Origin of the sequence: Maribacter sp. 1_2014MBL_MicDiv (assembly GCF_001865655.1) — a bacterium.
Lineage (GTDB): Bacteria > Bacteroidota > Bacteroidia > Flavobacteriales > Flavobacteriaceae > Maribacter > Maribacter dokdonensis.
The window spans coordinates 1,979,163-2,003,096 of record NZ_CP011318.1 but is presented as its reverse complement, the minus strand read 5'-3'; the positions used below and the strand labels follow the sequence as shown (position 1 = coordinate 2,003,096).

Sequence of the window (23,934 nt, the reverse complement as noted above, 5' to 3'; positions counted from 1 at the left end):
GCACCAACAAATTTTATACGCAAATGAATTTGTAAATAGTAGCATGACTTAGATTAAAACTGTGTTATGGGTTCTGTATTACTTCTGTTTAATACCTTTAAAGATGCCAGCCCTATCATAAACATAGATATCCCTAGAGGATTGTTAAAATATGGGTTTGTTGAAGAAAGCAAAATCACAAAAAGAAACCCCAATAAAAATGGTTTTCTAAATTGTTTTGTATTATTTTCCTTTTTAAATTGAATAAATAAATAAGCAAATAATGTTCCCCAAATACATAGACCTACTAATCCTTGTTTATGAAATACTTCTAAATATCCTATTTCCATATGAACTGGTCTTATAGGAACTCCATTACCAAAGCCATGGCCTATAAAAAATGAAGTAAGATTAATCTCATCAAAAACTTGAACTATTTGCTCTACCCTTGTAGAATCACTTAGTTTTTTATCACCAATATCATTTTTGGCAAAGAAATATATACTACCAAATACTAAAAGAAATGCCAAGACAAGCATTTTCACATTGAGTCTTAATAACAAAGGAACTCCGTAAAAGAGTCCGTACAATATCCCAAACATTAAAATTAAACCTCTTGTGCCAGTAAGGATCATAGCAGCAGTAAGAATTAAAACAGCAAGAGATTTACCAAAAGATTTAGGACTGTGAATCCAAAATATTAATCCTAAAACCATATACATAAAACCCTTATAAAAAAACAATCCTTCTGTACCCCTAAACATAAAGTCCGAAGAAGAAATTTTTAAGTTTACAAAGTTATAAAACCAAGTAAAATTTAACTTTCCAAAAAAGAATAAAACTTGAATTAATAAGTAAAAAGCCGCCAAAAAAAAACTGGTTTTTTTGATTAATGAAACTACAAGAGCAACGTCTTTATATTCTCTAATATAATAACTAATAAAAATGATGCATAGAAAATAAGAAAGAGGCTTAATATCTTCAATTATCAACGGCAAAAGAGCGCCATTAAGAAAACCCAATACTCCATAAAAAATGGAAACAATTATAAAAACTGAAGAAATTACCAAAACATAACCTTCAATTCTACCACGTCTTATATAAAGCAACGTTGTTAAAAGTATGTTAATAACAAATAGCCCTATTCTAAGAGTAATAGACCCAAATTCAAACACCCTACCTCCACCACCAATAAACAATTCTATAAGTGTTATAGAAAAAAGTATTGAAATTAATGCACGCATAGATTAGATTGACTGAAATGTATAACATTTATTAAAATACTACAAGAATACGGTTTACAATACATTATTTAAACCATAAAGGCAAAAACTTATTAAATTGTCCTGAATAAAACAACAAATAACATATTTAGATTTTCGGCTATTCTATAGATAGTTTTTATTGATTAGTTAAGTCCTAGATATAAAAACACTTAAATTTGACTTTGATATAAGATAAATTCAATTTTTAAGCTTAAATATTTTAGATATTCAGATTATGGTAAAAAATATTTTATGGGATTTTGATGGTGTTATTTTAGATTCAATGCAGGTAAGAGATTATGGATTTAGAAAAATATTTGAAGAACATTCACATGAACAAGTTGAAAAGCTTATAATATACCATAGAACAAATGGTGGTTGGTCTAGATATGTAAAAATCAGATATTTTTATGAAAAAATTTTAGGACAAAATATTAGCGAAAAAGAGGTTCTTGTGCTTGCTAATAAGTTTTCTGATATTATGAGAGAAGAATTAATTAAATCAGAACATTTAATTGCCGATTCATTAAAGTTTATTGAAAACAATCATATGAACTTTAATTTTCATATTGTTTCTGGATCAGATGAAAATGAATTACGTTTTTTATGTAAAAAATTAAAAATTGACTCCTTTTTTATTAGTATTAATGGATCTCCTATAGCTAAGAATAAATTGGTATTCACTGTTTTAAAAGACTTTGGTTATAAAAAACATGAAACTATATTAATCGGAGATTCAATTAATGATTATGAAGCAGCAGAAATTAATGCAATAGAATTCTATGGATATAACAATATCAAATTAAAGGAGCAATCTAAAAAATATATTGAGAATTTTAATGAGCTTCAATTAATATAGACAAGCTCCTTCAACCACTAATTTAATATCTTCTCACAAGCTTTTGAAATCTATACGTTATAATACAATATACTTAGTTGCAGCCAACTCATTACAGGTTGGACTAGGGCTTGTATTAAGTATTTATTTAGCTAGGTTTTTTGAAGAAAAAGAAATATTTGGAAAATATCAACAGTTATTTATTATAATAAATTTTTTAGTCTCTTTCTCATCTGGCATTCCTATGGGTTTGTCTTATTTTTTTGGAACATACTTGGATTACACCTCTCGTATTCAAATTTATAAGCGTTTTTGGTGGTCTATGTTTTTTCTTTCTCTAGTTTTAGGAGGTGTTATATTTTTATTTAACCCTATTCTAGCTGATTTTTTTCAAAATAATTATTTTAGTGAATATTCTATTCTATTTAGTGGGCTTCTTACATTAAAAATAATTAACTCATACTATTTACAATACTATTTAACAAGGGGTAAGCTTCAGTTTTATTTCGTTGTTATAGTTATTGAGTTCATACTGAGTATTATTTTAATAGCATCCATTTATCAATTTAACCTTCAGATAAAAGAAATCTTAATTGGTTTAATTTTAATTTCATTGACTAAGTTAATAGTATTTGGATCTAATTCTTTGTTGGTATTCAAAATTAAAGGTCCAATTATTTTAACAAAAAAGGAGTTAGATTATATCTTACCAATGATAGCAATATCAATGGCTTCTCTTCTTACTCTTTATACGGATAAATTCATGATTTCTTCAATTTTAAATCCAAAGAGTTTCGCTGAATATCAAGTAGGAGCTTTTTCAATTCCATTCATAGGAATAATTACTGGATCAGTTGTAACAGCCTTAATACCTGCTTTAGCAAAATTAAAATCTGAAGGTAACATCAGCGAAATTAAAACTCAATTACGAAATGCTACTAAAAAAACCTCGCTTTTTTTAGTTCCCATTTTAATTTATTGTATTCTACTAGGTCCTCACCTAATTACTGCACTTTACACTGAAAATTATAAGAACTCTGGTTATATATTTCAATTATATACTGCCAGTTATTTATTAACCGTAATCGCTTTTTCAGCTGTAATGAATGCCATCGGACTTCAGAAATGGGTTCTTTTAAATACAATCCTTAATTTAACTTTAAACGTTATATTAAATTTAATTCTTATACCAAAATATGGTAATTTTGGCGCTGTCTATGCTACTTTAGCATCTACTTATTTAGGGTATTTTTTACCAATATATCTATTAAAAAAACAAATTTCGGTTAACTTTTTAGAATATTTCCCATTTCGTTTCTATTCCAAAATTTTATTACTGTCAACTGCTCTAGCCTTAATTATCTTATATTTAATGAACCATTATAATTTATATAAATGGTTTGCATTTATTGCAGCTGTACCATTTTACTTTATAATTTTAATAATTGCTGCTGACAAAAGCATTCTCGATAAAAACCAAGTTATAAATAGAATAAAAAAAATTGGCGGAAAATAAGCATCTTTTTGAACGGTATAGAAAAAACAAATCTCAACTAAAATATAATTTTAATGGCTATGAGCTAGATAAAATTTTAGCGATGGATTTAATTTCGGAGATTTATGTTAATCCTCCATTGAAACTTAAAACTTTACGATATTTTTTTTTAGCAGTTGATTTCAGTTCAATGAACTCAATTAGCCCTTTTAAGACCCTTTTTTCCATAGGGAGGTACCATAGGGATGATTATTATGAAATACTGAATTATGCGCGGTCTAAAACTCCACAGTCCGTTCTTATTGATTTAAGTAAGGTAAAATCGATACCACATATAAAAATTTCCAATTTAGTTTTAGCTTTTTCGCACATTTTTAAGAACACCGACCTATCTTTTAAATCAAAACTTTTTTTATCATGCCAATTATCTTATTACTTAAACTCTATTGATGGGGTAGAGAATAAAAAAATTTCTTTTAAAAATTACTGTGCATTTAGTGGAGTACACCATTTAGAGGCTATTATTACATTTTATTTTAAAAAGAAAAATATCTCTACATATAGCCTACAACATGGTATATATTATGTTTTTAAAAAACACATTCCTTTGGATGCTATTTTATTCGAAAATTTCTTGTCAGACAAACAATTATGTTGGGGGCAATATAGTATTGATGAATATAATAACTATGGTATTCCAAAGGAGTCATTAAAGTTGGCAGGTTACCCTCGAAATTTAATTAGAAAAAGAATTCCTTCTACTCTGAATAAACAAAAGTGCTTAGTTCTTTTAGCTAGGTATACCTATGAACATTCAAATGTTGAGCTCATTAATATATTAAAACGATTTTCTCTAACTCATAAAATAGATATAAGTATTAAACTTCACCCAACTCTAAATTGGCAGAAATATCATGATTTGTGTAATTCCCTTGGTTGGCAATTAATCGAGAAGAAATATACATTAACAAATATGTTTCAAGAGAATAGCTTTGGGTGGGCTATTGCAATAAACACTGCTGCTTATTATGAAGCATATCTTAATTATTTGCCATGTAAAAGATTTAATGATGGTACCTTTGAGGATAGCTTACAAGTTTTTGATGATAATTTTGAAAACTTAAAGCAATTAGAAGAAAAATTTATATCAATTCCATTTAATCATAAGAAAAATTTATCAGAATATTTTAGTAAAGCAGATGAACGCCTTAAATATATTCTAGGACTTGGTATTGACAATTATAATGATATTAATGAAAATTCATAAAACAGCTATTATGATATTCGCTGTTAATCCAAATTAAATTTACAAAAGGTAAATGGAGACTCAGAATATAAAAATTACAGTTATTATAGCTGTCTTTAACGGGGAACAACATATTGAGGATACAATTAAAAGTGTATTAAGTCAAAAAATAGAAATAGATTTAATAATTATTGATGGTGAAAGTCAAGATAAAACCATAGAAATCATAAATAAATATGAAAATAAATTATACAAATTTATAAGTGAAAAAGATGAAGGTATCTATGATGCTTTTAATAAGGGTTGGAATCTTGCAAAATCTGACAGCTTTATTCTTTATTTAGGCGTTGGTGATCAATTAATAAAACTTCCTTCAGAAGATAAACTAATAAAAGCCGATATTGTTTACGGAAAGGTAATATTAAACGAGAATACTATATTTAATTCTAAAATAGGATTTAGATTAAGGCTAGGAAATACATTACATCATCAAGCATTATTGGTAAAAAAAAGCCTTCATCCTATATCCCCCTTTGACAAGCAATTTAATTTATATGCAGATTTTGATTTTAATCAACGTTTGTATAAACAAAATTTAAAATTTGTATATGATGATTCGTTTTTATCTTATGCATTACCAGGTGGAGTTAGTGCAAATTTCGATAAAAATCAATCTTTAAAAATTGTACAAAAAAACTATGGTAAAAATTACTATTATTTAGCAAAGCTTTTCTATCAAATTCAAAGAATAAAAAGTTTATTTAGTAAATAAAATTTCTCGTATACCCCCTCTTCTTCTTGGATCATTTGCTATTTAGTTTATTTTAAACTATACGCTAATTATTGAAATTAGTTATTATCTCTTTTGTAATTCCTTTATAATTAGAGTTTAAAATATCCGACTCATTAAATCTTGCAATAATAATTTCTTGATCTGATTTTCGGTTTCTGTCATAAATTAAAATTATATTCCCATTTTTTCCTTCAACAGCATCTGGGTAACTTACTCCCATTCGTTCATCAATTAACAAAGACTTAGACCACGTAACACATTCATCCTCGGATAAAAAAGCAGTTAGTCTTTCTCTTTTCTTTGAATTATTGATTACTAAAAGAATTCTTCCTGACTTTAATCTACTTATAAAAAATTTACTTCTAGGCGATACTAACGAAAATGAATCTGGCCTTGACCAATCCATTCCATCATTTGACCTTAACTCTTCTATACCATTTTTAGTTCTTATTAAACAATAATAACTACTGTCTTTTAACTGAATTAACATGTGCTCATCATGTGTCCTTACACTATCTGGAACCGTTGTGATTTTTGAATAAAATTTTGGTTTCTTTAAACTTTTAGCTATCCAAATTTCTGGGTAATTATCAATTTTATACACTAATTTCGTAGAATCTACAGATTTTCCTTTTTCAAGATCTGGATGAGCACCGGGATTTACATGTGACCATAAGGCAATAGGTAAAACTATTTCGCCTTTAAAATTAACAATTGGCTTATTTATCATTACACCATCAGCTATAAACTCAATATCAGTCCATTTGTTATTTACATATTTACTAAACCATACTCCAGCCTTTCCATCATACCACTCATATGAATTACTCCAAAAAAGAAATAATTCATTTTTATTCGACAACCATAAAACGGGGTCAAATAAGCGATAATTCTCATTACTATTTTTTATTATAAATTTCTTCTTCCAAATAGAATCCTCTTTAACAGCTGTACAATGAAATTCCCTGCTTGCTCATTATTTTTACCAGTATACCAAGCTGCAATTTCTTTCCCATTAAAGATTTCAATAGTAGGTATTCCTCTCCATTTTGTTTCTATTTCATCATAATTATACACTTTGAAAACCTTATTGCTAGTTTGACATGAATTAAAAGAAAGTAACAATATTAAGATAATTAAGTGTCTCATTTTTAATTAAATCAGAATAGTAAACTCTCTATCTTTTGCACATCTGAGGGTTCATCTACTGCAGCAGAACTGCCAGATGTTTCAATCATCTTTATTGGTATATTTAAATCAAAAAAACGTAGGATTTCAATATCCTCAAAATATTCGAATTCCGCTTTCTTTTTTGATTCTCCAAATAATTTTAAATCATTATAACTAAAAGCATAAATACAAACCTGCTTTTTATATATCGGCATTTCACCTTTTACACCTTTTATCCCTGGAATGGGCAAACGAGACATATATAATAAGTCATTATCCTTATTTACTAAAACCTTAGGTATGTTTGGGTTAGTTGGTAATTCACTTTTACCTAAACTACACATTCCATTTATAACATAATTATAAAATTCTTCCTTCTTTGATGCTATAAGATTTATATCCTCTGGATTTAACAAAGGTTCATCTCCTTGTATATTTAAATAAATATCAGCTTCTACTTGCTGAGCAGCCTCCCAGACCCTGTCAGTGCCTGTTAAACAATTATCGGTAGTCATTAATACCTTATAACCTGCAGAAGTAACAACATCCTTAATTCTATCATCTTCGGTAGCTATATATGTGTTTTCATGACCTAAGGCCTTTTCTACAATTTTAGCAACCATAAGAATCATAGGAGTTCCATTAATTAGTACTAATGGTTTTCCTGGAAATCGTGTCGATTTATATCGCGCAGGTATGATTCCAACTTTCCTCATTTAACTAAACTAAAAACTGAAATAATATTCATATTCTTATATTTTGTAGGAGTTATACATTTAACTACAACATCTTTATAGTTTAGTAACTCATCAAATATTTTTTGATTTTCTTGTGAGACTAGATATTGAGTATGATTAATTGAAGTTTCATATCCGTCAAAACCCGCAAAATATAATTCTGTTACTCCTTTATCTAATGCGATTTGTATAGCTAATGCCAAAGGAGAGTCAGATGAAATATTAGTAAAGTCAACTGCAGACAATTCATTTGAAAGGTTAATAATTTCTTGTGGTACTATTGTTCCCATGGCTCTGGGGTAAGGAGGGTAAACACATGTTTGAGATATATTACCAAAGTCTTTTACCTTATCCAATAGTTTTTCGCTTTCAAAACCAACCAAGGCATAAAACTGTTCACAAGAAACGTCTAAATACTCTCCGACATTTCGGGCTCCTGCATGTACCAAACATATATCATAATTCTGTTTTAAAAGTTTCTTTATGGCGACACTACTATTTCTAACGGTTTTTCCGCCACCTAAAATTATAGCTTTTCTATATTTTTCTTCTTTTGGCAATACTGGTAATCTAAAATTATCAGCTACAGCTTCTTTTTGATTATTAAGCGCATTTACAATACTGCTAATAGGGTATCTATTCATTCCTACCCACTCCATGACTTGTTTTTGAGGTAATGAATTAGCTCCGGAAAACATGTATGGTAAGCTTGTACCCCATAAAAATTCAGCTTTTAACTTTTCGAATTTAGCAACAACTACGCTCAAGTTATTGTATTCAATTTTTGCAATCTGCTGACTATCTAAGTAGGTTAAGAACAACTCAGTTCTCAAATTTCCTGCACCTCTTCCCATACCGGTTATTGTGGCATCTACTATACTGCAACCATGGTCAATTGCAGTTAAGGTATTTGCCATTGCCATTTCTAAATTATTATGTCCATGAAAACCTAATGCACAATTGGTTTTACTTTTTACTAAGTCCATTATTTCTTTTACATCCTTCGGGAAAACTCCACCAAATGAATCTACCATATAGAAATAATCAATAGTGTCATCTAAGCCTTCTAATAAATCTAAGAAAGATGAATTTTCTTTCCAATTAGACATATACATTACGTTAAAACCAACTTCAAACCCCATTTTCTTAATGGCTTTTGCTAAAACTATAGCTCGTTCGAAATTGGATGGGTCTATTGCTAGACGTACCAATTTAATATAATCTTTGCATGGACCTAACAATTCGTCTACATGAGTTGCTCTTATATCCTTTTCATTTAAAATAATCACCAGTTTTTTTGATGGCATTAATTTTTTCAGCCTTTTTAAAACATATTCAGGGCAATAAAAATACTCACCTAAATAACCTTTTAAAGGTATACTTCTATAACCCACCTCTACATACTCAATAGGGAGATTTTCCATTGTTCTACAATAGTCTTCAACCAAATTTTCATCAAAATCCCAATTTGTATAATACCCGCCATCTCGTAAAGTACAATCAAGTAATAAAGGTTTATTTGTCATTATAAAATAATATTAACTTAAGTTTTTTAAAGCAATTTTTAAACTATCTCTCCAGTAAGGAATTGTAATGTTTAATTCTTTTTTAATCTTTGATTTATCCATTACACTAAATGCAGGTCTTTTTGCTGGTGTAGGGTAACTTTCTGATTTGATGGGTAACAGTTCTACTTTAGTTTTACTAATGTCAAAAATAGATTTAGCAAAATCGTACCAACTTGCAACACCTTCATTACTAAAGTGAAAAGTGCCAAAATTGATACTCTCTTTATGTATAAAAGCAACTATAACTTTTGCCAAATCTACTGCGTATGTCGGTGTACCTATTTGATCAACGACTACTCCTAACTTGTCTCTTTCGGCGCCTAATTTAAGCATGGTTTTTAAAAAATTATTACCATACTCTGAATATAACCATGAAGTTCTAATAATTATATGTTTCTCCCAAGATTCGGCTACAGCAATTTCACCTTTAAGCTTAGTTTGCCCATAAACACAGACAGGGATTTCTTTATCTTCTTCAGAAAATAAAGAAGTTTTCTCCCCATCAAAAACAAAATCTGTTGAGATATGTATTAATATCGTATTAAATAAACTACAAACTTTAGAAAGGTTTCTAGCACCATCAACATTAACCTTTGTTGCAGCTTCTATATCATTTTCTGCATTATCAACAGCTGTATAGGCTGCACAGTTAATGCAATATGAGATATCGTTTTTCTTAAAAAAATTATTAATTGCATTGTAATCTGTTATATCTAATTGCTTAGAACTTACAAAAAGGAGATTTAAATCACTTTGCTCCTCGCTTACTTCTTTAAGACAGGTCGCTAGTTGTCCATTACCTCCCGTTACAAGGATATTCTTCATAATCTAGCCTTGTTTAAAGTTGGTAAGATTAAATCCTTTTCCGATACTTTAATATCATCTGAATCCACTTTCCAATCTATACCCAAAGTTGAATCGTTAAAAATAATTCCTCCCTCGGATTCTTTATTATAATAATTATCACACTTGTAGAAAAACTCTGCTGTTTCAGATATCACAGAAAATCCATGTCCAAACCCTCTTGGTATGAAAAGCTGCTTTTTATTTTCTGCACTTAATTCAATAGCGACATGTTGCCCATAAGTAAGAGAATCTTTTCTTAAATCAACAGCTACATCGATTACAGTTCCACGTAATACTCTAACCAACTTTGCTTGAGCATTCGCCCCTAATTGATAGTGAATTGCTCTTATTACACCTTTTTGAGAAAATGATTGATTGTCCTGAACAAAATCTACGTTTGTTCCAATACCTTTATTAAACCTTTCTTCATTAAAAGACTCAAAGAAATAACCTCTATCATCGGCAAACAGCGACGGCTCAATAATAAAACAACCCTTTAACTTAGTCTCTATAAAATTCATTGATTTTTATTTAAAATACCTAGAAGATTTTTACCATATCCACTCTTCATTAAAGGTTCTGCAAGCGCTTTAAACTGATTTTTATCTATATATCCCATTTCATAAGCGGCAGCTTCAATTGCACCAATCTTAAGTCCTTGGCGTTCTTCAATTACTTCAACAAATTGCGAAGCCTGCATTAATGATTGAAATGTACCTGTATCTAACCAAGCTGTACCTCTATCTAAAATACTCACGCTTAGTTTACCTTGCTTTAAATATTCTTTGTTTATATCTGTAATTTCCAATTCACCTCTTGGACTAGGCTTTATGTTGGCAGCTATTTCAACTACATTATTATCATAAAAGTATATACCAGGAACCGCAAAATTAGACCTTGGCTCAATAGGTTTCTCTTCAATACTAATTGCAATACCGTTTTCATCAAATTCAACTACACCATATCTTTCTGGATCATGAACTCTATACGCATAAATGATTCCTCCAACTGGGTCATTATTGCTCTGTAATAGTTTTGCTAATCCTGAACCATAAAATATATTATCTCCCAATACCAAAGCCACCTTTTCTTTACCAATAAAATCAGCGCCAATTATAAATGCTTCTGCAAGTCCGTTTGGAGCTTCTTGAGCAGCATAGGAGAAAGAACAACCAAACTTTTTTCCATCTCCAAGTAAATCTTCAAAAAGAGGTAAATCTTTAGGCGTTGATATTATTAAAATCTCCTTAATTCCGGCATACATTAAAGTTGATAATGGATAATAAATCATCGGTTTATCATAAATAGGCATTAGTTGTTTACTAACTGATAGCGTCAGCGGGTGAAGCCTTGTTCCTGATCCTCCTGCCAAGATTATTCCTTTCATATTATTAGGTTTGATATGTTTAAATTATGAATACATTTTTTTATAATATTCTTTATAATCGCCAGAAGTAACATGTTCTAACCAATCTGGATTATTAAAATACCAATCTACTGTTAATTCTAAACCTTCTTCAAAAGTAACAGAGGGTTTCCAGCCTAATTCTTTATTTATTTTGGTAGCATCTATAGCATATCGTAAATCGTGACCTGGTCTATCTTTTACGTAGGTTATTAATTTTTCTGATTCACCTTCTGTACGGTTTAGTTTATTATCCATCACCTTACAAAGTAATTTTACTAAATCTATATTTTGCCATTCATTAAATCCACCAATATTATAAGTATCATGATTGGCTCCTTTATGGAAAACCAAATCAATTGCTCTTGCATGATCTTTTACAAAAAGCCAATCTCGAGTATACTTGCCATCACCATAAACAGGTAAAGATTTATTCTCCATTATATTATTAATAAATAAAGGAATAAGCTTTTCTGGGAAATGATACGGTCCATAATTATTGGAACAATTCGTGATTACAAACGGCAAACCATAAGTTTCGCCATAGGCTCTAACAAAATGATCTGAACTAGCCTTAGAAGCTGAGTAAGGTGAATTCGGGTCATATGAAGTTGTTTCTGTAAACAAACCTTCTTCGCCTAATGCACCATAAACCTCATCTGTACTTACATGATAAAATCGCTTTCCCTCAAATTTATCCTTCCAGGTATTTTTAGCAGCATTTAATAGGTTTACCGTACCAATAATATTTGTTCTTACAAAAGCAAGTGGGTCTTCAATAGAACGATCAACATGAGATTCGGCAGCCAAATGAATTACTCCATCAAAATCAATTTCCATAAAAAGTTTATTGATAAATCCCTCATCAACTATATCACCTTTTATAAATTTGTAGTTTGGTTTACTATCTATATCTTTTAAGTTTTCAAGATTTCCGGCATAGGTTAATGCATCAAGATTATAAATATTATAATTGGGATAGCTATCCACAAACCTTCTAACTACGTGAGAACCTATAAACCCTGCGCCTCCTGTTATTAATATATTCATACCTAAGCAATCTTTTTTAGTTAATTAATTTTGATCTTCTATTTATAAATAACAATGCCGATATTAAAAAGAAAATTGAAATAAAAATTATTGGAATCAACACAATACTCTTCCCAAAAAACGACTTATGCTCTACTTGTGTTTCCCCAAGGTTGATTACACTTACTGGCACAGTACGTTCTTCTAGTTCTATTTTTTTGGATTCTATATCTCTGATCAGTCCTGTTTTGTATTCAAAAATATCAGCAATGTTCACTTGTTCTTGGTTATCAAGAATAATCTTATCAGTTGCAGTACTATTACCTTTGTTAGCTAGACCGCTTGTATAATTAACTATAATCTCATCTACTTGTTTTAATAATTTCTCGTCTTGTTCAATACGATTTTGGGCATTGTTTCTATATATTTCTAATAGCCCGTTAAAATAGGTATTGGAGTTAATATAATCTAAAACCTTTTTTGCAAACTGCTTACCAAATACAGCATTGTTATAATAAAAAGTAATTCTATGGTTGAAAGAGCTTTTGTTTTGTAACTCGGCCCTAACGATATCAGCAATAGCATCTGTATTTTCAAAGCTTTGAAGCAGTTCCAAATATTTTAAATCACTTTCAGAGTTGCTCACCTCGGTGACTCTACCTATTTCAATTCTTAAACCTGTAAAATCAACTTCATTTAAACCTATAGTATTAAAAAACAAAGTATCTTTCGCTTGTATATTAGATTGTATTTCGGTTACAACATCATATAAATAATTTTTGCTTTCCAATTGAGGTTTAACAATGACCTCTGTTTTATACTTTTTAGATATAATTTGATTAAGACCATACCCAATTGCAAGACCAATAACGACGAGGCCAATAAGTATGAGTAGATTCTTTTTTAAATAAAGAAATACTCTTAAAAACCAACGAAAAACAGCATTAAAGCCCCTTCCTATTAATTGAAACAATTGCCCTAAGTCAATTTCATCTGAATTGTTCTGGGTAGATGGTGATTGATTGCTTGCCATTTACGTATTGAATATTTGTTTTAAAATTTTATCTGTAATAAGATATGTTGGTTTTACCCCAGTAGTTCCTAATCCGCCAGAAGCCAATGTACTACCGGTTTCTAAAGGGTTATCCGATGCATAATATGCATAACGTACTTTTACATCTTCTCCTATACTCTTTCTAATTTTTGAAGCACTCTGTATTGCTTTTTGATAATGTACTCCCTCCATCTCCAGTCCAATAACGTTCCATGTAGACTTGTGAAAAAACTTTAGTATGTCTTTGTTCTGAAGTGATGTTCCCAACACGGTTACCATAGTCCCTTCAAAAACCTTAAGACCATAACCCTCAAAATCCTTGGCACAAAGTTCATTATTAAATGGGTAATTATCTGCCGTACCTTCAAATATATGTGCAGATGGAATCATTAAATCTCCCTTACCGCCTTCTAATATTCCTGCCTTACCCATAATGGAAACAGAATCTACGTTAATCAACGACGAACCGCCCTTCTTGGTTACATATGGTTTCAATAACTCGTCTATAGTCTCATAAGCCTGTTCGCCAAATGCGTAATCCATTACAAATATAACAGGTTTTTTATCATCTTGATTTTCTGAAAATTCGTACGAACAGTTATTGATTTTTATTTTCGCCGTATCAAAAATTTGCACATCAATATTGGTTCCTGATGTATCATCAATAGCGATCATACCATTTTCTTCTGCTAAATCAATAACCTTTTTTCTTAAAGCAGCGTTCCCAGAACTACTAAGTGCTTCAAAAATCTCTAAAGAATCAGTATTTGGAAATTCACTCTTTAAGGCTACTTTAGCAAATAAAGAATTCATTACACTGTGCATATTGGCAGAGATAATATGAATTGGCCTTTGCAATAAATTATTTTTGGTCAGTACCTCTTTTATATTATTTGCCCATCGTTCACCATGAATATGATGCCCCAAACGCTCTCTTAACAATGCACTGAACGTTATAGTTCTTTTTTCACCTGTTATTTCTTCATCTAAGGCTAATTTACCTAACCAATAAATTACTTTTAAAAAACGATCGGGATTGTCTTTGGTACTGAATTTTTTATACACCTCCAATATCTCTTCAAAGGATCTGCCCAAGATATTAGCGGTATGAATAATGGCAATTTCACGTTCAGATTGAGGCAATTCATCCTTTTGTACGGCATTTTCAAGCTTGGTCCAATCCCTGATGGTTTTATCGGTATCTGTTATAAGGACCTTTTTACAAATTTTCTCAGATTCAATGAACAAAAATGTAAGGTGAGTTAGAATGTCATAAATGTCTGATCGTCCCCTTGTAATTTCAATATTCATTTGCTCCTCATCTATTCGGTAGCAATTTCTTCTTCTCTTTGGTGGAATTATTGGGTTAATGTGTGAAATACCATACCCTTCATCTGAAGTTAAATTAATAAAAGAGCACTGTTCTATACCTTCTGGCAATCTTTCTAGGACATAAATGAGTCCGTTCAATTCTGCTTTTTCTTCACCTACGGAACCATATATTTCAGGTCTTAATTGTAGGAGTGCGTTTTTTAAAGCTTCTCCCGATACGCCGTTCGGTTTATAAAAACCTCTATTGAACAAATGGCGCATGGTGATGTACATGCGTTCAATTGCATTTGTTGACTCTTGCGCCCTTGTAGTTGTAATTGCTTTTCCCATTGAATATTTCGAACGAAATTACGATTTATAATTTGTTATTAAAAAGTTAGCTATTGCTTAGCTTATATTTTGATAAACCATCAGCAACTTTTCTATCATTGGATAATCTTTGTACTTTATTTTGTCCGCCAAGTTTACCTATGGACTTCATATATTCCATAAAAGCCCCATGCTGTACAGGTGTGATTTTTAATGTTTGTAACACCTTACCTACTATTAAATCGTAGTAATAGCTATTTTGTTGTTGCAAAGCCACATCTAAAGTATTAATGAATTTGTCCATGTCACTAGGTAACTTTTCAAATTCAATGAACCATTCGTGATAGGGCAATTCGTTATGTTGAGGAACAATTTGCGGAGCTACCGTAAATTCGCTTACACTTGCATCTGTAGCATTCGTAGCAACCAACATTGCTTCTTCAACTTCTTTAGCAATTACATGTTCTCCAAAAGCTGAAATGAAATGTTTAATACGCCCCGATACTACAATTTTAAAAGGGTTCTTTGAAATAAACCGAATGGTATCTCCTAAGTTGTAGCCCCATAATCCCGCATTTGTTGAAATAATCATTACATAATCTACGCCTAACACTACATCTTTTAACGTAATTCGCTTGGGATGTTCATTAAAGAATTCATCAGACTTTATGAATTCATAGAATATTCCCGCATCCAGGAGTAGCAACATTCCGCTTTCCTTCTGCGAATTTTGATAAGCAAAAAAACCCTCGCTTGCCGGAAAAAGTTCTATACTGGCTACTTTTCTACCTATTAATGCTTCAAACTTCTTTCTATAAGGCTCATAATTGACTCCGCCGTAAATAAAGAGTTCAAAATTTTTGAAAAGATAACCAACATACTCATTGGTATTTTCTTTAAGTTTTTCAAAATACATTTGTACCCAAGATGGTATACCCGCAATTACGGTCATATCCTCATTCTTGGTTTCTTCTACTATGGCATTAACCTTTGTTTCCCAATCTTCAATACAATTAGTTTCCCAACTGGGCATTCTATTCTTCTGTAAATAATTAGGAACGTAATGTGCGGATATACCTGAAAGTCTACCCAACTTTACACCGTTCTTTTCTTGTAATACAGGACTTCCTTGTAAAAAAATCATTTTGCCAGTTACAAAATCGGCATTCCCGGTTTCATGTATATAATTGAGTATGGCATTCCTAGAGGCTTTAACCTGTTCTTTTATACTCCCTTCAGTAATAGGAATATATTTTGCACCAGAAGTGGTACCAGAGGTTTTGGCAAAATAAAGTGGTTTACCAGGCCAAAGTATATTTTCTTGTCCTTCTACCGCCAAGTTTACATATGACTTTAATTCTTCATAATCACGTACGGGTACTTGGGCAATGAAGTCGCTATGTTTTTTAATGGTTTTAAAACTATGGTCTTTACCAAACTTTGTTTCCGCTCCTTTGGCAATTAAACTTTTAAAAACCTTTTCTTGGGTCTCAATGGGGTTGTTTACCCATTTATTGGTCCTTTTGGCAATACGGTGCGCAAATATTTTAGCAGCAATGGTCTTTAAGGACATTTTGTTTTAATTAAAGTCAATATAATTGGTTGGATCAATAGGTGTGCCATTGTCCCAAATTTCAAAATGTAAGTGTGGTCCGGTAGTAAGTTCTCCCGTATTACCAACAGCGGCAATTACCTCTCCCCCTCTTACGATATTACCTTGATATTTAGATAAAGAACCATTATGCTTATACACACTTAACAGTCCTCCTTCATGTTCTATAATAATAACATAACCAGTATCGGCGGTCCACTCTGAAAATATTACGGTTCCATTTGCTACAGCTTTTACCGGACTATCGGTAACCGCAGTAACATCTACTGCATAATGCTTTTCATTGGGATTAAACCCCATAGATATTGATCCGGTGACCGGAGTAAACAAAACCAAATTCTTTTTATCTATTGTACGCTCAAACAAGTTGTATTTATCTTCTAAAGCAACTTCGGCACGTAATAAGGAATCTTCCTTGATCGGACTTAAATCTACTGATGCCGGATCTAGTTTATATTGTTGAAATAATGAATCTCTATTAACTACGGTATTCTCTATATCTCCCTTTAAAACCATACGTATATTATCTAAATACTTATTGGTATAATTTAAGGTTCTAATGAGTGAATCCGTTTTATAGGTCAGTTCAGTGGCTTCCTTTTTTAGCCTGGTAGATGAATACCCTGGTATATATTCTCTTAACGGTGTAAAGGCTATCAATAAGGTGGTAAGCCCTATTAGACCGATCATAAATAGAGATCCCGTAACAAATACATTGAGCCTACTTAATTTAAAAGAAATCTTTTCTTCAAAAGTACTTTCGTTTAGTATTACCAAACGGTACTTATGCAGTAATTTACGTTTTATCTCCTTTCTTTTTTTGACTTTCTTTTTGGCCATCTTAACAAAGATAAACTTAGAATTTAATTTTAAACCTATTCACTTAAGAAATATAGCGGCAATAACGATAGCTTTTTGTTCGTATATACCCAAATTATAGTTAAAATATACAAACCTTTAAACGTATTTGGATATACTGAAGATTTCTACAGTAGTTTTTAGTATCTTTGAAATCCATATTTAAATTATAGTCTTATGACATTCTTATCTACATTTTTGGCCATAGGCGCTCCACAAATAATATTAGTGGTAGTCGTAATTCTGCTATTATTCGGAGGAAAAAAGATTCCTGAACTTATGAGAGGTTTAGGTAGTGGAATCAAAGAATTTAAAGATGCCTCCAAAGAGGATGAACAATTAGGAGAAAAGAATAAGGAGTAATTACAAAATAAACTTCTTGTGAATCATTATAAAGCCCTGTTGAACAGGGCTTTTTGTATTTTTAATATTCAATCTACACCTTCAATTAGTTTGTACAAAGGTTTATTGATCAAGCGTTTAACAGCGCCCTTACAACGTAGGTAGCTACTGAATAATCTACATACACGACAAAAAATACCTCTTTCACAACAATTAGTATTCAGAATACCCCTATAAATCTAATTTCGTTAAACAAACGGTACTAAAAACCAATGGCTAACCGTTTGAACTATACTTAACCCCCTGTTGAATTATTCATTCAGCTTAGATTTATATTTATGAGAAGTGTTTTAAATTTATTTTTTCTAGTATTTGTTCTATTTGCCCAAGCCCAGAATTTTGGAGATAATATAGAAGCAGATTTATCTCAAGAAAAGGAATATGGTACAAGAATGGTATCAGATTTTGAAGAGGAAGATAAGAAAGAATTTCAAAAAGCTGCAGAAGCAATACCGGTTCCCTACAGAGCTTTTAATAAAGTAGAGAACACAGAAAATGGCTACTACGTTATCTCTGGTACCTTCTCAAAAAGTAAAAATTTAAAGTCTCAAGTAAGAAAGCTGAACAAGAAGGGGTTTAATGCCGGTTACTTTCAAAATCCTGAAAATCAACTTTACTATGTTTATCTAAATCATTATGACTCTTGGCGCGACGCTTTGAACGACTGCTCTTCAAAATTTGGCGGCAGATATGAAGATCAAGTTTGGGTACTTAAGATACTAGACGGAGAAACGGAGTCTTTGCTTAATATAGAAACTGTACCTGTAGAAGATGTTACTTATGATATGCTTAAAGAAACTACAACGGTAAATACAGAATCTAAAACCAAACTTGTTAAAAGAGCCGATGAATATTTTGATAAAATGTGGTATGCTGAAGCAGCTAAGTTATACGAACAGGCATTATCAAAAGGAGAAAAATCATATTCTTATGACGTATTAAAAAAAGCAGGAGATGCGCATTATTTTAATACTGACATGGAGAATGCATATAAGTGGTACAATATACTTTATACCAAATATGAATCTGACATGGGCTTAGATTATTTATTTAAGTATGCTCATTCTCTAAAAGGTATTGGTAACTACAAAAGATCTAAAAGACTTTTAAAGTTATACAATAGAAAACTTGCCGGTGAGGAAGTGGAGCAGCAAACCAAGCATAATGAAATTGTGTTGGACGGACTTCTTAGAATGGAAGAGAAATTTGATATAAATAACCTTAGTATAAACTCAAAGTATTCAGAATTTTCACCAATGTATTATGGTGGTGATCAAATGGTATATGCCTCAGCAAAAGATTCATCTATTTTTAATACCAGAAGGTATAAATGGAACAATCAGCCGTATTTAGATTTGTTTGTAGCTAAGGTAAATGATGAAACCCAAGACTTTAAGAATGCACTTAAATTTTCAAAAAAAATAAATACTAAATATCACGAAGCCTCAGTTGCCTTTTCACCTGATAATGAGACTATGTATTTTACCAGAAACAATTACGGTAAAAAACTAAAACGAGATAAAAACGGCATTAATCACTTAAAGATATATAGATCTAGGAAGGTAAATGGCGAATGGTTAGAGGCAGAAGAAGTTTCATTTAATAGTGATGAGTACTCCACTGGTCACCCAGCATTGAGTCCAGATGGAAAACAATTATACTTTGTATCGGATATGCCAGGTAGCATGGGAGAAACTGACATTTTCGTAGTAGACGTATTAGAAGACGGCAGCTTTTCTTCGCCTAGAAATTTAGGTCCAGAAATAAATACCGAACATAAAGAAATGTTTCCATTTATTAATGACAAGAAATTGTATTTTTCATCAGATGGTCATGTAGGATTAGGCGGATTAGATGTATTTGAAGTAGCTTTTGATGATGAAGTTGGTTTCTTGGAAGTACGAAACGTTGGTAAACCGGTCAACAGTAAAAAAGATGACTTTTCATTTATTATTGATGAAGAAACACAAAAAGGATACTTTGCTTCTAATCGTAGTGGCGGTAAGGGAGATGATGATATCTACTCATTTAAAACCTTACAGATTGAGGAAATACCAACCAGTATTAACGCTATCTCAGGTATTGTTACCGAGTTGATTACTGGAGATTTAATGCCTAACGCATTGGTTGAACTACTTGATGAAAACAATATTAAACTAAAAGAAATGGAGACCGACGAGAATGGTAACTTCATTTTTGAAGACTTGGATGCCGATACTAGGTATGTATTAAGAACAACAAAAGGTTCTTATTTTGATGACACCAGAGAAGCCGCTACTAAAGAAAATGAGATTGTTAATGTAGATGTTTCCATGAGAAAACTGAACGATATGATTGCTGTTGAAGATGGTATTAAGAAACTCAAAACAGAGATGATCCACTTTAACTTTGATAAATCATTCATTCGTAAAGATGCTGCTCTAGAACTTGATAAACTAGTAGCCGTTATGAACGATTCACCAAACATGGTCATTAAAATTGAATCTCATACAGATTCCAGGGGTGATGCCGTATACAACAAATACCTATCTGATAAACGTGCAAAATCTACAAGAGACTACATTATATCTCAAGGTATTGATCCAAAACGTATAGAAAGTGCTATTGGTTATGGAGAAGAACGCTTAATCAATGAATGTGATGGTTCTGTTCGTTGTACAGAGGAGGAACACTACTTAAACCGTAGATCAGAATTCATTATCGTGAATATGTAATACAACTTTAACTAAAATAATAAAACCCGCTAAATAGCGGGTTTTTTGTTTTTAAACTCTTTTCTAATCTCTCTAATAGCCACTTTAACCCATTTAATATACATTCTATCGATCCAATAAAATAATGACACAGGTCGTTCATCTGATCTAATAACCGTTCATAGATTTTGGTTTTAAAAGGGTACAGTTGGTAGTAATAATTATCCTTTCACCTAAACTATTCCATATAACTTTCTATTATGGTGAACTTTACACCCAGCAACAACTAATATATTGATTATGGAAAAAATTACTCTAGTGAAGGAAATATACATTGAAGCTTTTAGAAATTGGAAAAGCTATATCTTAGAGCATTACTTCAAAGTATTCTCTTGGTTATGTTTTGTGTTGATTGCTTTTGCCATGTACGCATTGATATACAGAGTATCTACCGGTTTTACATTTAGTAATCTATAAGACCGTATAATTTTAGGTTCTGAATAGTTGAACTTAATTCACATAAAAAAGGCTCAGGAGTTTCCTGAGCCTTTTTTATTATATCATAATGAAATGGAAATTAATTCTTTTGATCTCCTACATTGAATTGAACCGATTTCAATATCGCCTCTAACTCGAACATGTAATCTCTTTTCTTAGTAGCCGGTGCAAAAACAAAGCCTTCCAAGACCAACTTACGGTTGTTCTCCTTATCATTTATAATATAGGTCAAAAATGGTCCTGCCATAGGGTATGCAGACATTTCCCAGATTCCCCTTACCTCTGCTGCCTTTTTACCAGAAACCTCAGCAGGAAAGACATATGGGGAAAAAGCCTTCTCCGTTATCATGTGGTTCTTTTTACCAGGTACATCTTCCCCGCCAATATACAGACCGCCTATTGAATCTCTCATCTTAACAATGTCTTGAACAAAGGTAGAATCGTTCTTAAAGCTGTCCCAAGGCATGGTATACGCAATAATATTCATGTTCCCTTTTTGAATTTGGCGATCGATCCATACAAAATTATCCTCTTCTCTACCTACTCTATAAATGGAAGGAATTTTCATTGAAATATTAAACTTATCTTTAAGAGCCTTTTCCTTATTCAATGATTTCTCAAAACGTTTTTGAGCCTTACCAATTTCCAGAGCTTTATATTCCGCTATAAATTCTTTTGCCGTTTTATTGATGTTCTCAATAAGCTCTTCTTTATTATGCCCCTTAATAACACCTACCTTTTGCGGTTTGGCATACATGTTAGATTTCATGTGGGCAATGTTTAGAGTGTCTTCCATAACATATAATACAGAACTCGTATTACGTATTGCGCCACTAAATATCTGTTGGGGAATTTGGGTTACGCTAAAAAGCGCCTCGTCCCATGTTAAGCCCTGTGCCGCTGCTGTGTAATTTTCTCGTATGGCATCGCCTACGTTGCTATTCCACAAATCATTATCAATTACAACCGTAAGCGTATTCATGGCACCTACAGATTCTGGTAAATAATCTGCCTTGCCTTCTTCTTTACAAGCTATTGATAATCCTAAAATTGCTAAAAAACAAAGTAATATTCTTTTTTTCATTTGGTGTTTTAATTTACGATGAACAGTCGCACAGTTTTAATTTTGTGCCAGGTTTTAAATTGTTACCACTAATACCGTTCCATTTTCGCAAATTTTCAATAGTAACCCCAGGATATTTTCTAGAAATGGTCCATAATGAGTCTCCACTTCTTACTTCATGAATTTTTGAATTGTTGGCAACCGCAGTTCTAGTAGGGGTTTCCCTTGGTTTAACAGATGAAGTAGGTTTTTTTCGCGGGTAAATAGTCAATCTTTGGCCTATGCGTAAATTATTACTTCGCAAACCGTTCCATTGCTTTAGTTGACTTACACGAACACCGTAGCGTTCTGCTATTTTACCAAGAAAATCGCCATCTCTTACTCTATATCGAATACTGTTCTGTTCTGCTTGTTTTTGAATCTCAGCAACAATACTCTCTTTCTCTTTAAGTTCATTTTTTACATGGGCATAAATTGCTTCTTCATTAGCAACAAACTTTCCCATTTCTCGTACGGGTAACCTCAATGCGTTAGGTTTTCCTTCTACGAAAGGAATAACATCTAATTTGTAATGCGGGTTAAGTATTTTTAATTCTTCCTTGTCAATAGCTGCCAATTCAGAAATTTGATCAAATGTTATTAGGCTTTTAACATGAACAGTATCTGTTTCAAAATAGGCACGATCCACTTTCTTAGATCTTAGACCATGTTCCTCGGCATATTCAAATATATACATGGTAGCTTGAAAAGCAGGAACATACCCCGCCGTTTCACGTGGTAGATTTCTTCGAATATTCCAATAATTTCGTTGTCCGCCACTTCTACGAATAGCTTTGTTTACGTTTCCTGGACCAGAGTTATACGCTGCTAAAGCCAAATCCCAATCATCATAAATTCTATGCAATCTATTAAGATAATTGGCGGCAGCTGCGGTAGACTTAATAGGATCGCTACGTTCATCAACATAACTATTGATATTAAGCTTCATTTCTTTACCGGTACCGTACATAAACTGCCACAATCCCGTTGCACCTACCCTAGAACGTGCTTTGGGGTTCAATGCAGATTCTACGATTGACAAATACTTCATCTCCAATGGAATATTCTTATTGTCAAATTCCTGTTCAAATAAAGGAAAGTAAAATTGGCTAATAGTAAGCATGCGTTCCATTAAATCTCTTTTTCTGATAAGAAAAGATTTTATTACGCTTTCCAATGATGAGTTATATTCAATGTTGAACGGTGTTCTTTCGTTCATTCTAGCCAACCGCATCCTTAAAGTATCGGTAGGTAGGTCCAAAACAAAAGTCGCTGTTGTATCTGGTTCCGTTAGTACCTCTTGATACATTTCGTTGAAAAGTGGTGCGGCATCTACAAGCTCTTTCATCCAAAGACTATCAAACTTTGCGGCAAGTGCATTGTCTTGAAGGTTATAGGTGGATGATTCCGTTGGCTTAAACAATGCCAAAGACTCTGTATTGGAGCTTTTAACTATTTTCAGTTGCTCTAATGGTACTACACTATCTGTAGAATCTTGAGCTACAATTAAATTACTTTGTAAAGAGTCTTGTACCGTAGTGCCGGTATCTTTTTGTTGGGCAGCACCTATAATAGGAAACAGTGCCAATCCAAAACAAAAACAATTATAGGTTATTTTATTCATCATGGGGCAAAAATATCTTAACGGAACAAACGAAAATCGTACATTTTTTACTGAGAATAAAATATATTCTCTTAAAATG

22 protein-coding genes are annotated in these 23,934 nt (G+C 31.8%); 7 read left to right on the top strand and 15 right to left on the bottom strand.

Features of this window, described 5'->3' with window-relative positions; all coding sequences use genetic code 11:
• Positions 1 to 53: 53 nt before the first annotated feature.
• Positions 54 to 1,223 carry an O-antigen ligase family protein gene (locus tag YQ22_RS08385; protein ID WP_071340819.1) on the bottom strand — a complete coding sequence of 390 codons (1,170 nt, stop codon included), beginning with the start codon at positions 1,221 to 1,223 and terminating at the stop codon, positions 54 to 56.
• A 256-nt stretch (positions 1,224 to 1,479) separates the two neighbouring features.
• On the opposite strand from YQ22_RS08385, the gene YQ22_RS08380 reads away from it, so the two are divergent.
• Genes YQ22_RS08380 through YQ22_RS08365 form a run of 4 tightly spaced genes read left to right on the top strand, consistent with a single transcriptional unit; the run spans position 1,480 to position 5,595 of the window.
• Positions 1,480 to 2,103, top strand: coding sequence for an HAD family hydrolase (locus YQ22_RS08380; RefSeq protein WP_071340818.1), 624 nt, complete (start codon positions 1,480 to 1,482; stop codon positions 2,101 to 2,103).
• A gap of 43 nt (positions 2,104 to 2,146) precedes the next feature.
• The gene (locus YQ22_RS08375; protein ID WP_071340817.1) at positions 2,147 to 3,598 is read left to right on the top strand and encodes a lipopolysaccharide biosynthesis protein; all 1,452 of its coding nucleotides are present in this window, start codon (positions 2,147 to 2,149) and stop codon (positions 3,596 to 3,598) included.
• Positions 3,585 to 4,844: a hypothetical protein gene (locus tag YQ22_RS08370; protein WP_071340816.1), complete on the top strand. Its 1,260-nt coding sequence runs from the start codon at positions 3,585 to 3,587 to the stop codon at positions 4,842 to 4,844. Before YQ22_RS08375 ends, YQ22_RS08370 begins: the two co-directional genes overlap by 14 nt.
• A 52-nt stretch (positions 4,845 to 4,896) precedes the next feature.
• On the top strand, positions 4,897 to 5,595 hold the full coding sequence (locus tag YQ22_RS08365; protein WP_071340815.1) for a glycosyltransferase: 699 nt from the start codon (positions 4,897 to 4,899) through the stop codon (positions 5,593 to 5,595).
• A gap of 64 nt (positions 5,596 to 5,659) precedes the next feature.
• Here YQ22_RS08365 and YQ22_RS08360 read toward each other — a convergent pair whose 3' ends face one another.
• The 12 genes from YQ22_RS08360 to YQ22_RS08305 are packed head-to-tail and all read right to left on the bottom strand — an operon-like array spanning position 5,660 to position 17,518.
• Positions 5,660 to 6,526, bottom strand: a complete 867-nt coding sequence (locus YQ22_RS08360; RefSeq protein WP_232231393.1) for a sialidase family protein — start codon at positions 6,524 to 6,526, stop codon at positions 5,660 to 5,662.
• Positions 6,526 to 6,765 (bottom strand): hypothetical protein, encoded by a 240-nt coding sequence (locus tag YQ22_RS08355; protein WP_071340813.1) that lies wholly within the window; start codon positions 6,763 to 6,765, stop codon positions 6,526 to 6,528. The genes YQ22_RS08360 and YQ22_RS08355 overlap by 1 nt, the downstream gene beginning before the upstream one ends.
• A gap of 11 nt (positions 6,766 to 6,776) precedes the next feature.
• On the bottom strand, positions 6,777 to 7,502 hold the full coding sequence (locus YQ22_RS08350; RefSeq protein WP_071340812.1) for a 3-deoxy-manno-octulosonate cytidylyltransferase: 726 nt from the start codon (positions 7,500 to 7,502) through the stop codon (positions 6,777 to 6,779).
• Entirely contained in the window at positions 7,499 to 9,049 is a 1,551-nt protein-coding gene (locus YQ22_RS08345) for an aldolase catalytic domain-containing protein (protein ID WP_071340811.1), read from the bottom strand. The genes YQ22_RS08350 and YQ22_RS08345 overlap by 4 nt, the downstream gene beginning before the upstream one ends.
• Positions 9,050 to 9,061: 12 nt before the next feature.
• The gene (gene rfbD, locus YQ22_RS08340) at positions 9,062 to 9,916 is read right to left on the bottom strand and encodes a dTDP-4-dehydrorhamnose reductase (protein WP_071340810.1); all 855 of its coding nucleotides are present in this window, start codon (positions 9,914 to 9,916) and stop codon (positions 9,062 to 9,064) included.
• On the bottom strand, positions 9,913 to 10,458 hold the full coding sequence (gene rfbC, locus YQ22_RS08335; RefSeq protein ID WP_071340809.1) for a dTDP-4-dehydrorhamnose 3,5-epimerase: 546 nt from the start codon (positions 10,456 to 10,458) through the stop codon (positions 9,913 to 9,915). Before rfbC ends, rfbD begins: the two co-directional genes overlap by 4 nt.
• Positions 10,455 to 11,324, bottom strand: a complete 870-nt coding sequence (gene rfbA / locus YQ22_RS08330; RefSeq protein ID WP_071340808.1) for a glucose-1-phosphate thymidylyltransferase RfbA — start codon at positions 11,322 to 11,324, stop codon at positions 10,455 to 10,457. The genes rfbC and rfbA overlap by 4 nt, the downstream gene beginning before the upstream one ends.
• A gap of 24 nt (positions 11,325 to 11,348) precedes the next feature.
• A complete protein-coding gene (gene rfbB, locus YQ22_RS08325) occupies positions 11,349 to 12,392 on the bottom strand; it encodes a dTDP-glucose 4,6-dehydratase (RefSeq protein ID WP_071340807.1) in 1,044 nt (347 codons plus the stop codon).
• A gap of 16 nt (positions 12,393 to 12,408) precedes the next feature.
• Entirely contained in the window at positions 12,409 to 13,404 is a 996-nt protein-coding gene (locus YQ22_RS08320; protein ID WP_071340806.1) for a hypothetical protein, read from the bottom strand.
• Complete coding sequence (locus tag YQ22_RS08315; protein ID WP_071340805.1) at positions 13,405 to 15,087, bottom strand: DUF6909 family protein; 1,683 nt, start codon at positions 15,085 to 15,087, stop codon at positions 13,405 to 13,407.
• Between the two features lie 46 nt (positions 15,088 to 15,133).
• Entirely contained in the window at positions 15,134 to 16,639 is a 1,506-nt protein-coding gene (locus tag YQ22_RS08310) for a GH3 family domain-containing protein (protein WP_071340804.1), read from the bottom strand.
• A 6-nt stretch (positions 16,640 to 16,645) separates the two neighbouring features.
• Positions 16,646 to 17,518, bottom strand: coding sequence for a M23 family metallopeptidase (locus YQ22_RS08305; protein ID WP_058104566.1), 873 nt, complete (start codon positions 17,516 to 17,518; stop codon positions 16,646 to 16,648).
• Positions 17,519 to 17,713: 195 nt separating this feature from the next.
• Between YQ22_RS08305 and YQ22_RS08300 the strand changes: the two genes are divergently transcribed.
• From YQ22_RS08300 to YQ22_RS19180, 3 genes are all read left to right on the top strand, one after another.
• Complete coding sequence (locus YQ22_RS08300) at positions 17,714 to 17,899, top strand: twin-arginine translocase TatA/TatE family subunit (protein WP_058104567.1); 186 nt, start codon at positions 17,714 to 17,716, stop codon at positions 17,897 to 17,899.
• Between the two features lie 317 nt (positions 17,900 to 18,216).
• Positions 18,217 to 20,652 carry an OmpA family protein gene (locus YQ22_RS08295; RefSeq protein ID WP_232231375.1) on the top strand — a complete coding sequence of 812 codons (2,436 nt, stop codon included), beginning with the start codon at positions 18,217 to 18,219 and terminating at the stop codon, positions 20,650 to 20,652.
• Between the two features lie 279 nt (positions 20,653 to 20,931).
• Positions 20,932 to 21,108 carry a DUF6747 family protein gene (locus YQ22_RS19180; RefSeq protein ID WP_164674209.1) on the top strand — a complete coding sequence of 59 codons (177 nt, stop codon included), beginning with the start codon at positions 20,932 to 20,934 and terminating at the stop codon, positions 21,106 to 21,108.
• Positions 21,109 to 21,208: 100 nt separating this feature from the next.
• On the opposite strand, the gene YQ22_RS08290 is transcribed toward YQ22_RS19180, so the two are convergent.
• Both YQ22_RS08290 and YQ22_RS08285 read right to left on the bottom strand, forming a co-directional pair.
• Positions 21,209 to 22,213, bottom strand: coding sequence for a DUF4837 family protein (locus tag YQ22_RS08290; RefSeq protein WP_071340803.1), 1,005 nt, complete (start codon positions 22,211 to 22,213; stop codon positions 21,209 to 21,211).
• Positions 22,214 to 22,226: 13 nt separating this feature from the next.
• Positions 22,227 to 23,855, bottom strand: coding sequence for a LysM peptidoglycan-binding domain-containing protein (locus tag YQ22_RS08285; RefSeq protein ID WP_071340802.1), 1,629 nt, complete (start codon positions 23,853 to 23,855; stop codon positions 22,227 to 22,229).
• Positions 23,856 to 23,934: the final 79 nt, after the last annotated feature.

Coding starts and splice junctions, on each gene's coding strand:
- YQ22_RS08385 (WP_071340819.1), bottom strand. CDS start 1,223: ATGCGTGCATTAATTTCAATACTTTTTTCTATAACACTTATAGAATTG.
- YQ22_RS19180 (WP_164674209.1), top strand. CDS start 20,932: ATGGAAAAAATTACTCTAGTGAAGGAAATATACATTGAAGCTTTTAGA.
- YQ22_RS08300 (WP_058104567.1), top strand. CDS start 17,714: ATGACATTCTTATCTACATTTTTGGCCATAGGCGCTCCACAAATAATA.
- YQ22_RS08320 (WP_071340806.1), bottom strand. CDS start 13,404: ATGGCAAGCAATCAATCACCATCTACCCAGAACAATTCAGATGAAATT.
- rfbC (WP_071340809.1), bottom strand. CDS start 10,458: ATGAATTTTATAGAGACTAAGTTAAAGGGTTGTTTTATTATTGAGCCG.
- YQ22_RS08365 (WP_071340815.1), top strand. CDS start 4,897: ATGGAGACTCAGAATATAAAAATTACAGTTATTATAGCTGTCTTTAAC.
- YQ22_RS08305 (WP_058104566.1), bottom strand. CDS start 17,518: ATGGCCAAAAAGAAAGTCAAAAAAAGAAAGGAGATAAAACGTAAATTA.
- YQ22_RS08315 (WP_071340805.1), bottom strand. CDS start 15,087: ATGGGAAAAGCAATTACAACTACAAGGGCGCAAGAGTCAACAAATGCA.
- rfbA (WP_071340808.1), bottom strand. CDS start 11,324: ATGAAAGGAATAATCTTGGCAGGAGGATCAGGAACAAGGCTTCACCCG.
- rfbD (WP_071340810.1), bottom strand. CDS start 9,916: ATGAAGAATATCCTTGTAACGGGAGGTAATGGACAACTAGCGACCTGT.
- rfbB (WP_071340807.1), bottom strand. CDS start 12,392: ATGAATATATTAATAACAGGAGGCGCAGGGTTTATAGGTTCTCACGTA.
- YQ22_RS08285 (WP_071340802.1), bottom strand. CDS start 23,855: ATGAATAAAATAACCTATAATTGTTTTTGTTTTGGATTGGCACTGTTT.
- YQ22_RS08295 (WP_232231375.1), top strand. CDS start 18,217: ATGAGAAGTGTTTTAAATTTATTTTTTCTAGTATTTGTTCTATTTGCC.
- YQ22_RS08350 (WP_071340812.1), bottom strand. CDS start 7,502: ATGAGGAAAGTTGGAATCATACCTGCGCGATATAAATCGACACGATTT.
- YQ22_RS08290 (WP_071340803.1), bottom strand. CDS start 22,213: ATGAAAAAAAGAATATTACTTTGTTTTTTAGCAATTTTAGGATTATCA.
- YQ22_RS08380 (WP_071340818.1), top strand. CDS start 1,480: ATGGTAAAAAATATTTTATGGGATTTTGATGGTGTTATTTTAGATTCA.
- YQ22_RS08345 (WP_071340811.1), bottom strand. CDS start 9,049: ATGACAAATAAACCTTTATTACTTGATTGTACTTTACGAGATGGCGGG.
- YQ22_RS08355 (WP_071340813.1), bottom strand. CDS start 6,765: ATGAGACACTTAATTATCTTAATATTGTTACTTTCTTTTAATTCATGT.
- YQ22_RS08310 (WP_071340804.1), bottom strand. CDS start 16,639: ATGTCCTTAAAGACCATTGCTGCTAAAATATTTGCGCACCGTATTGCC.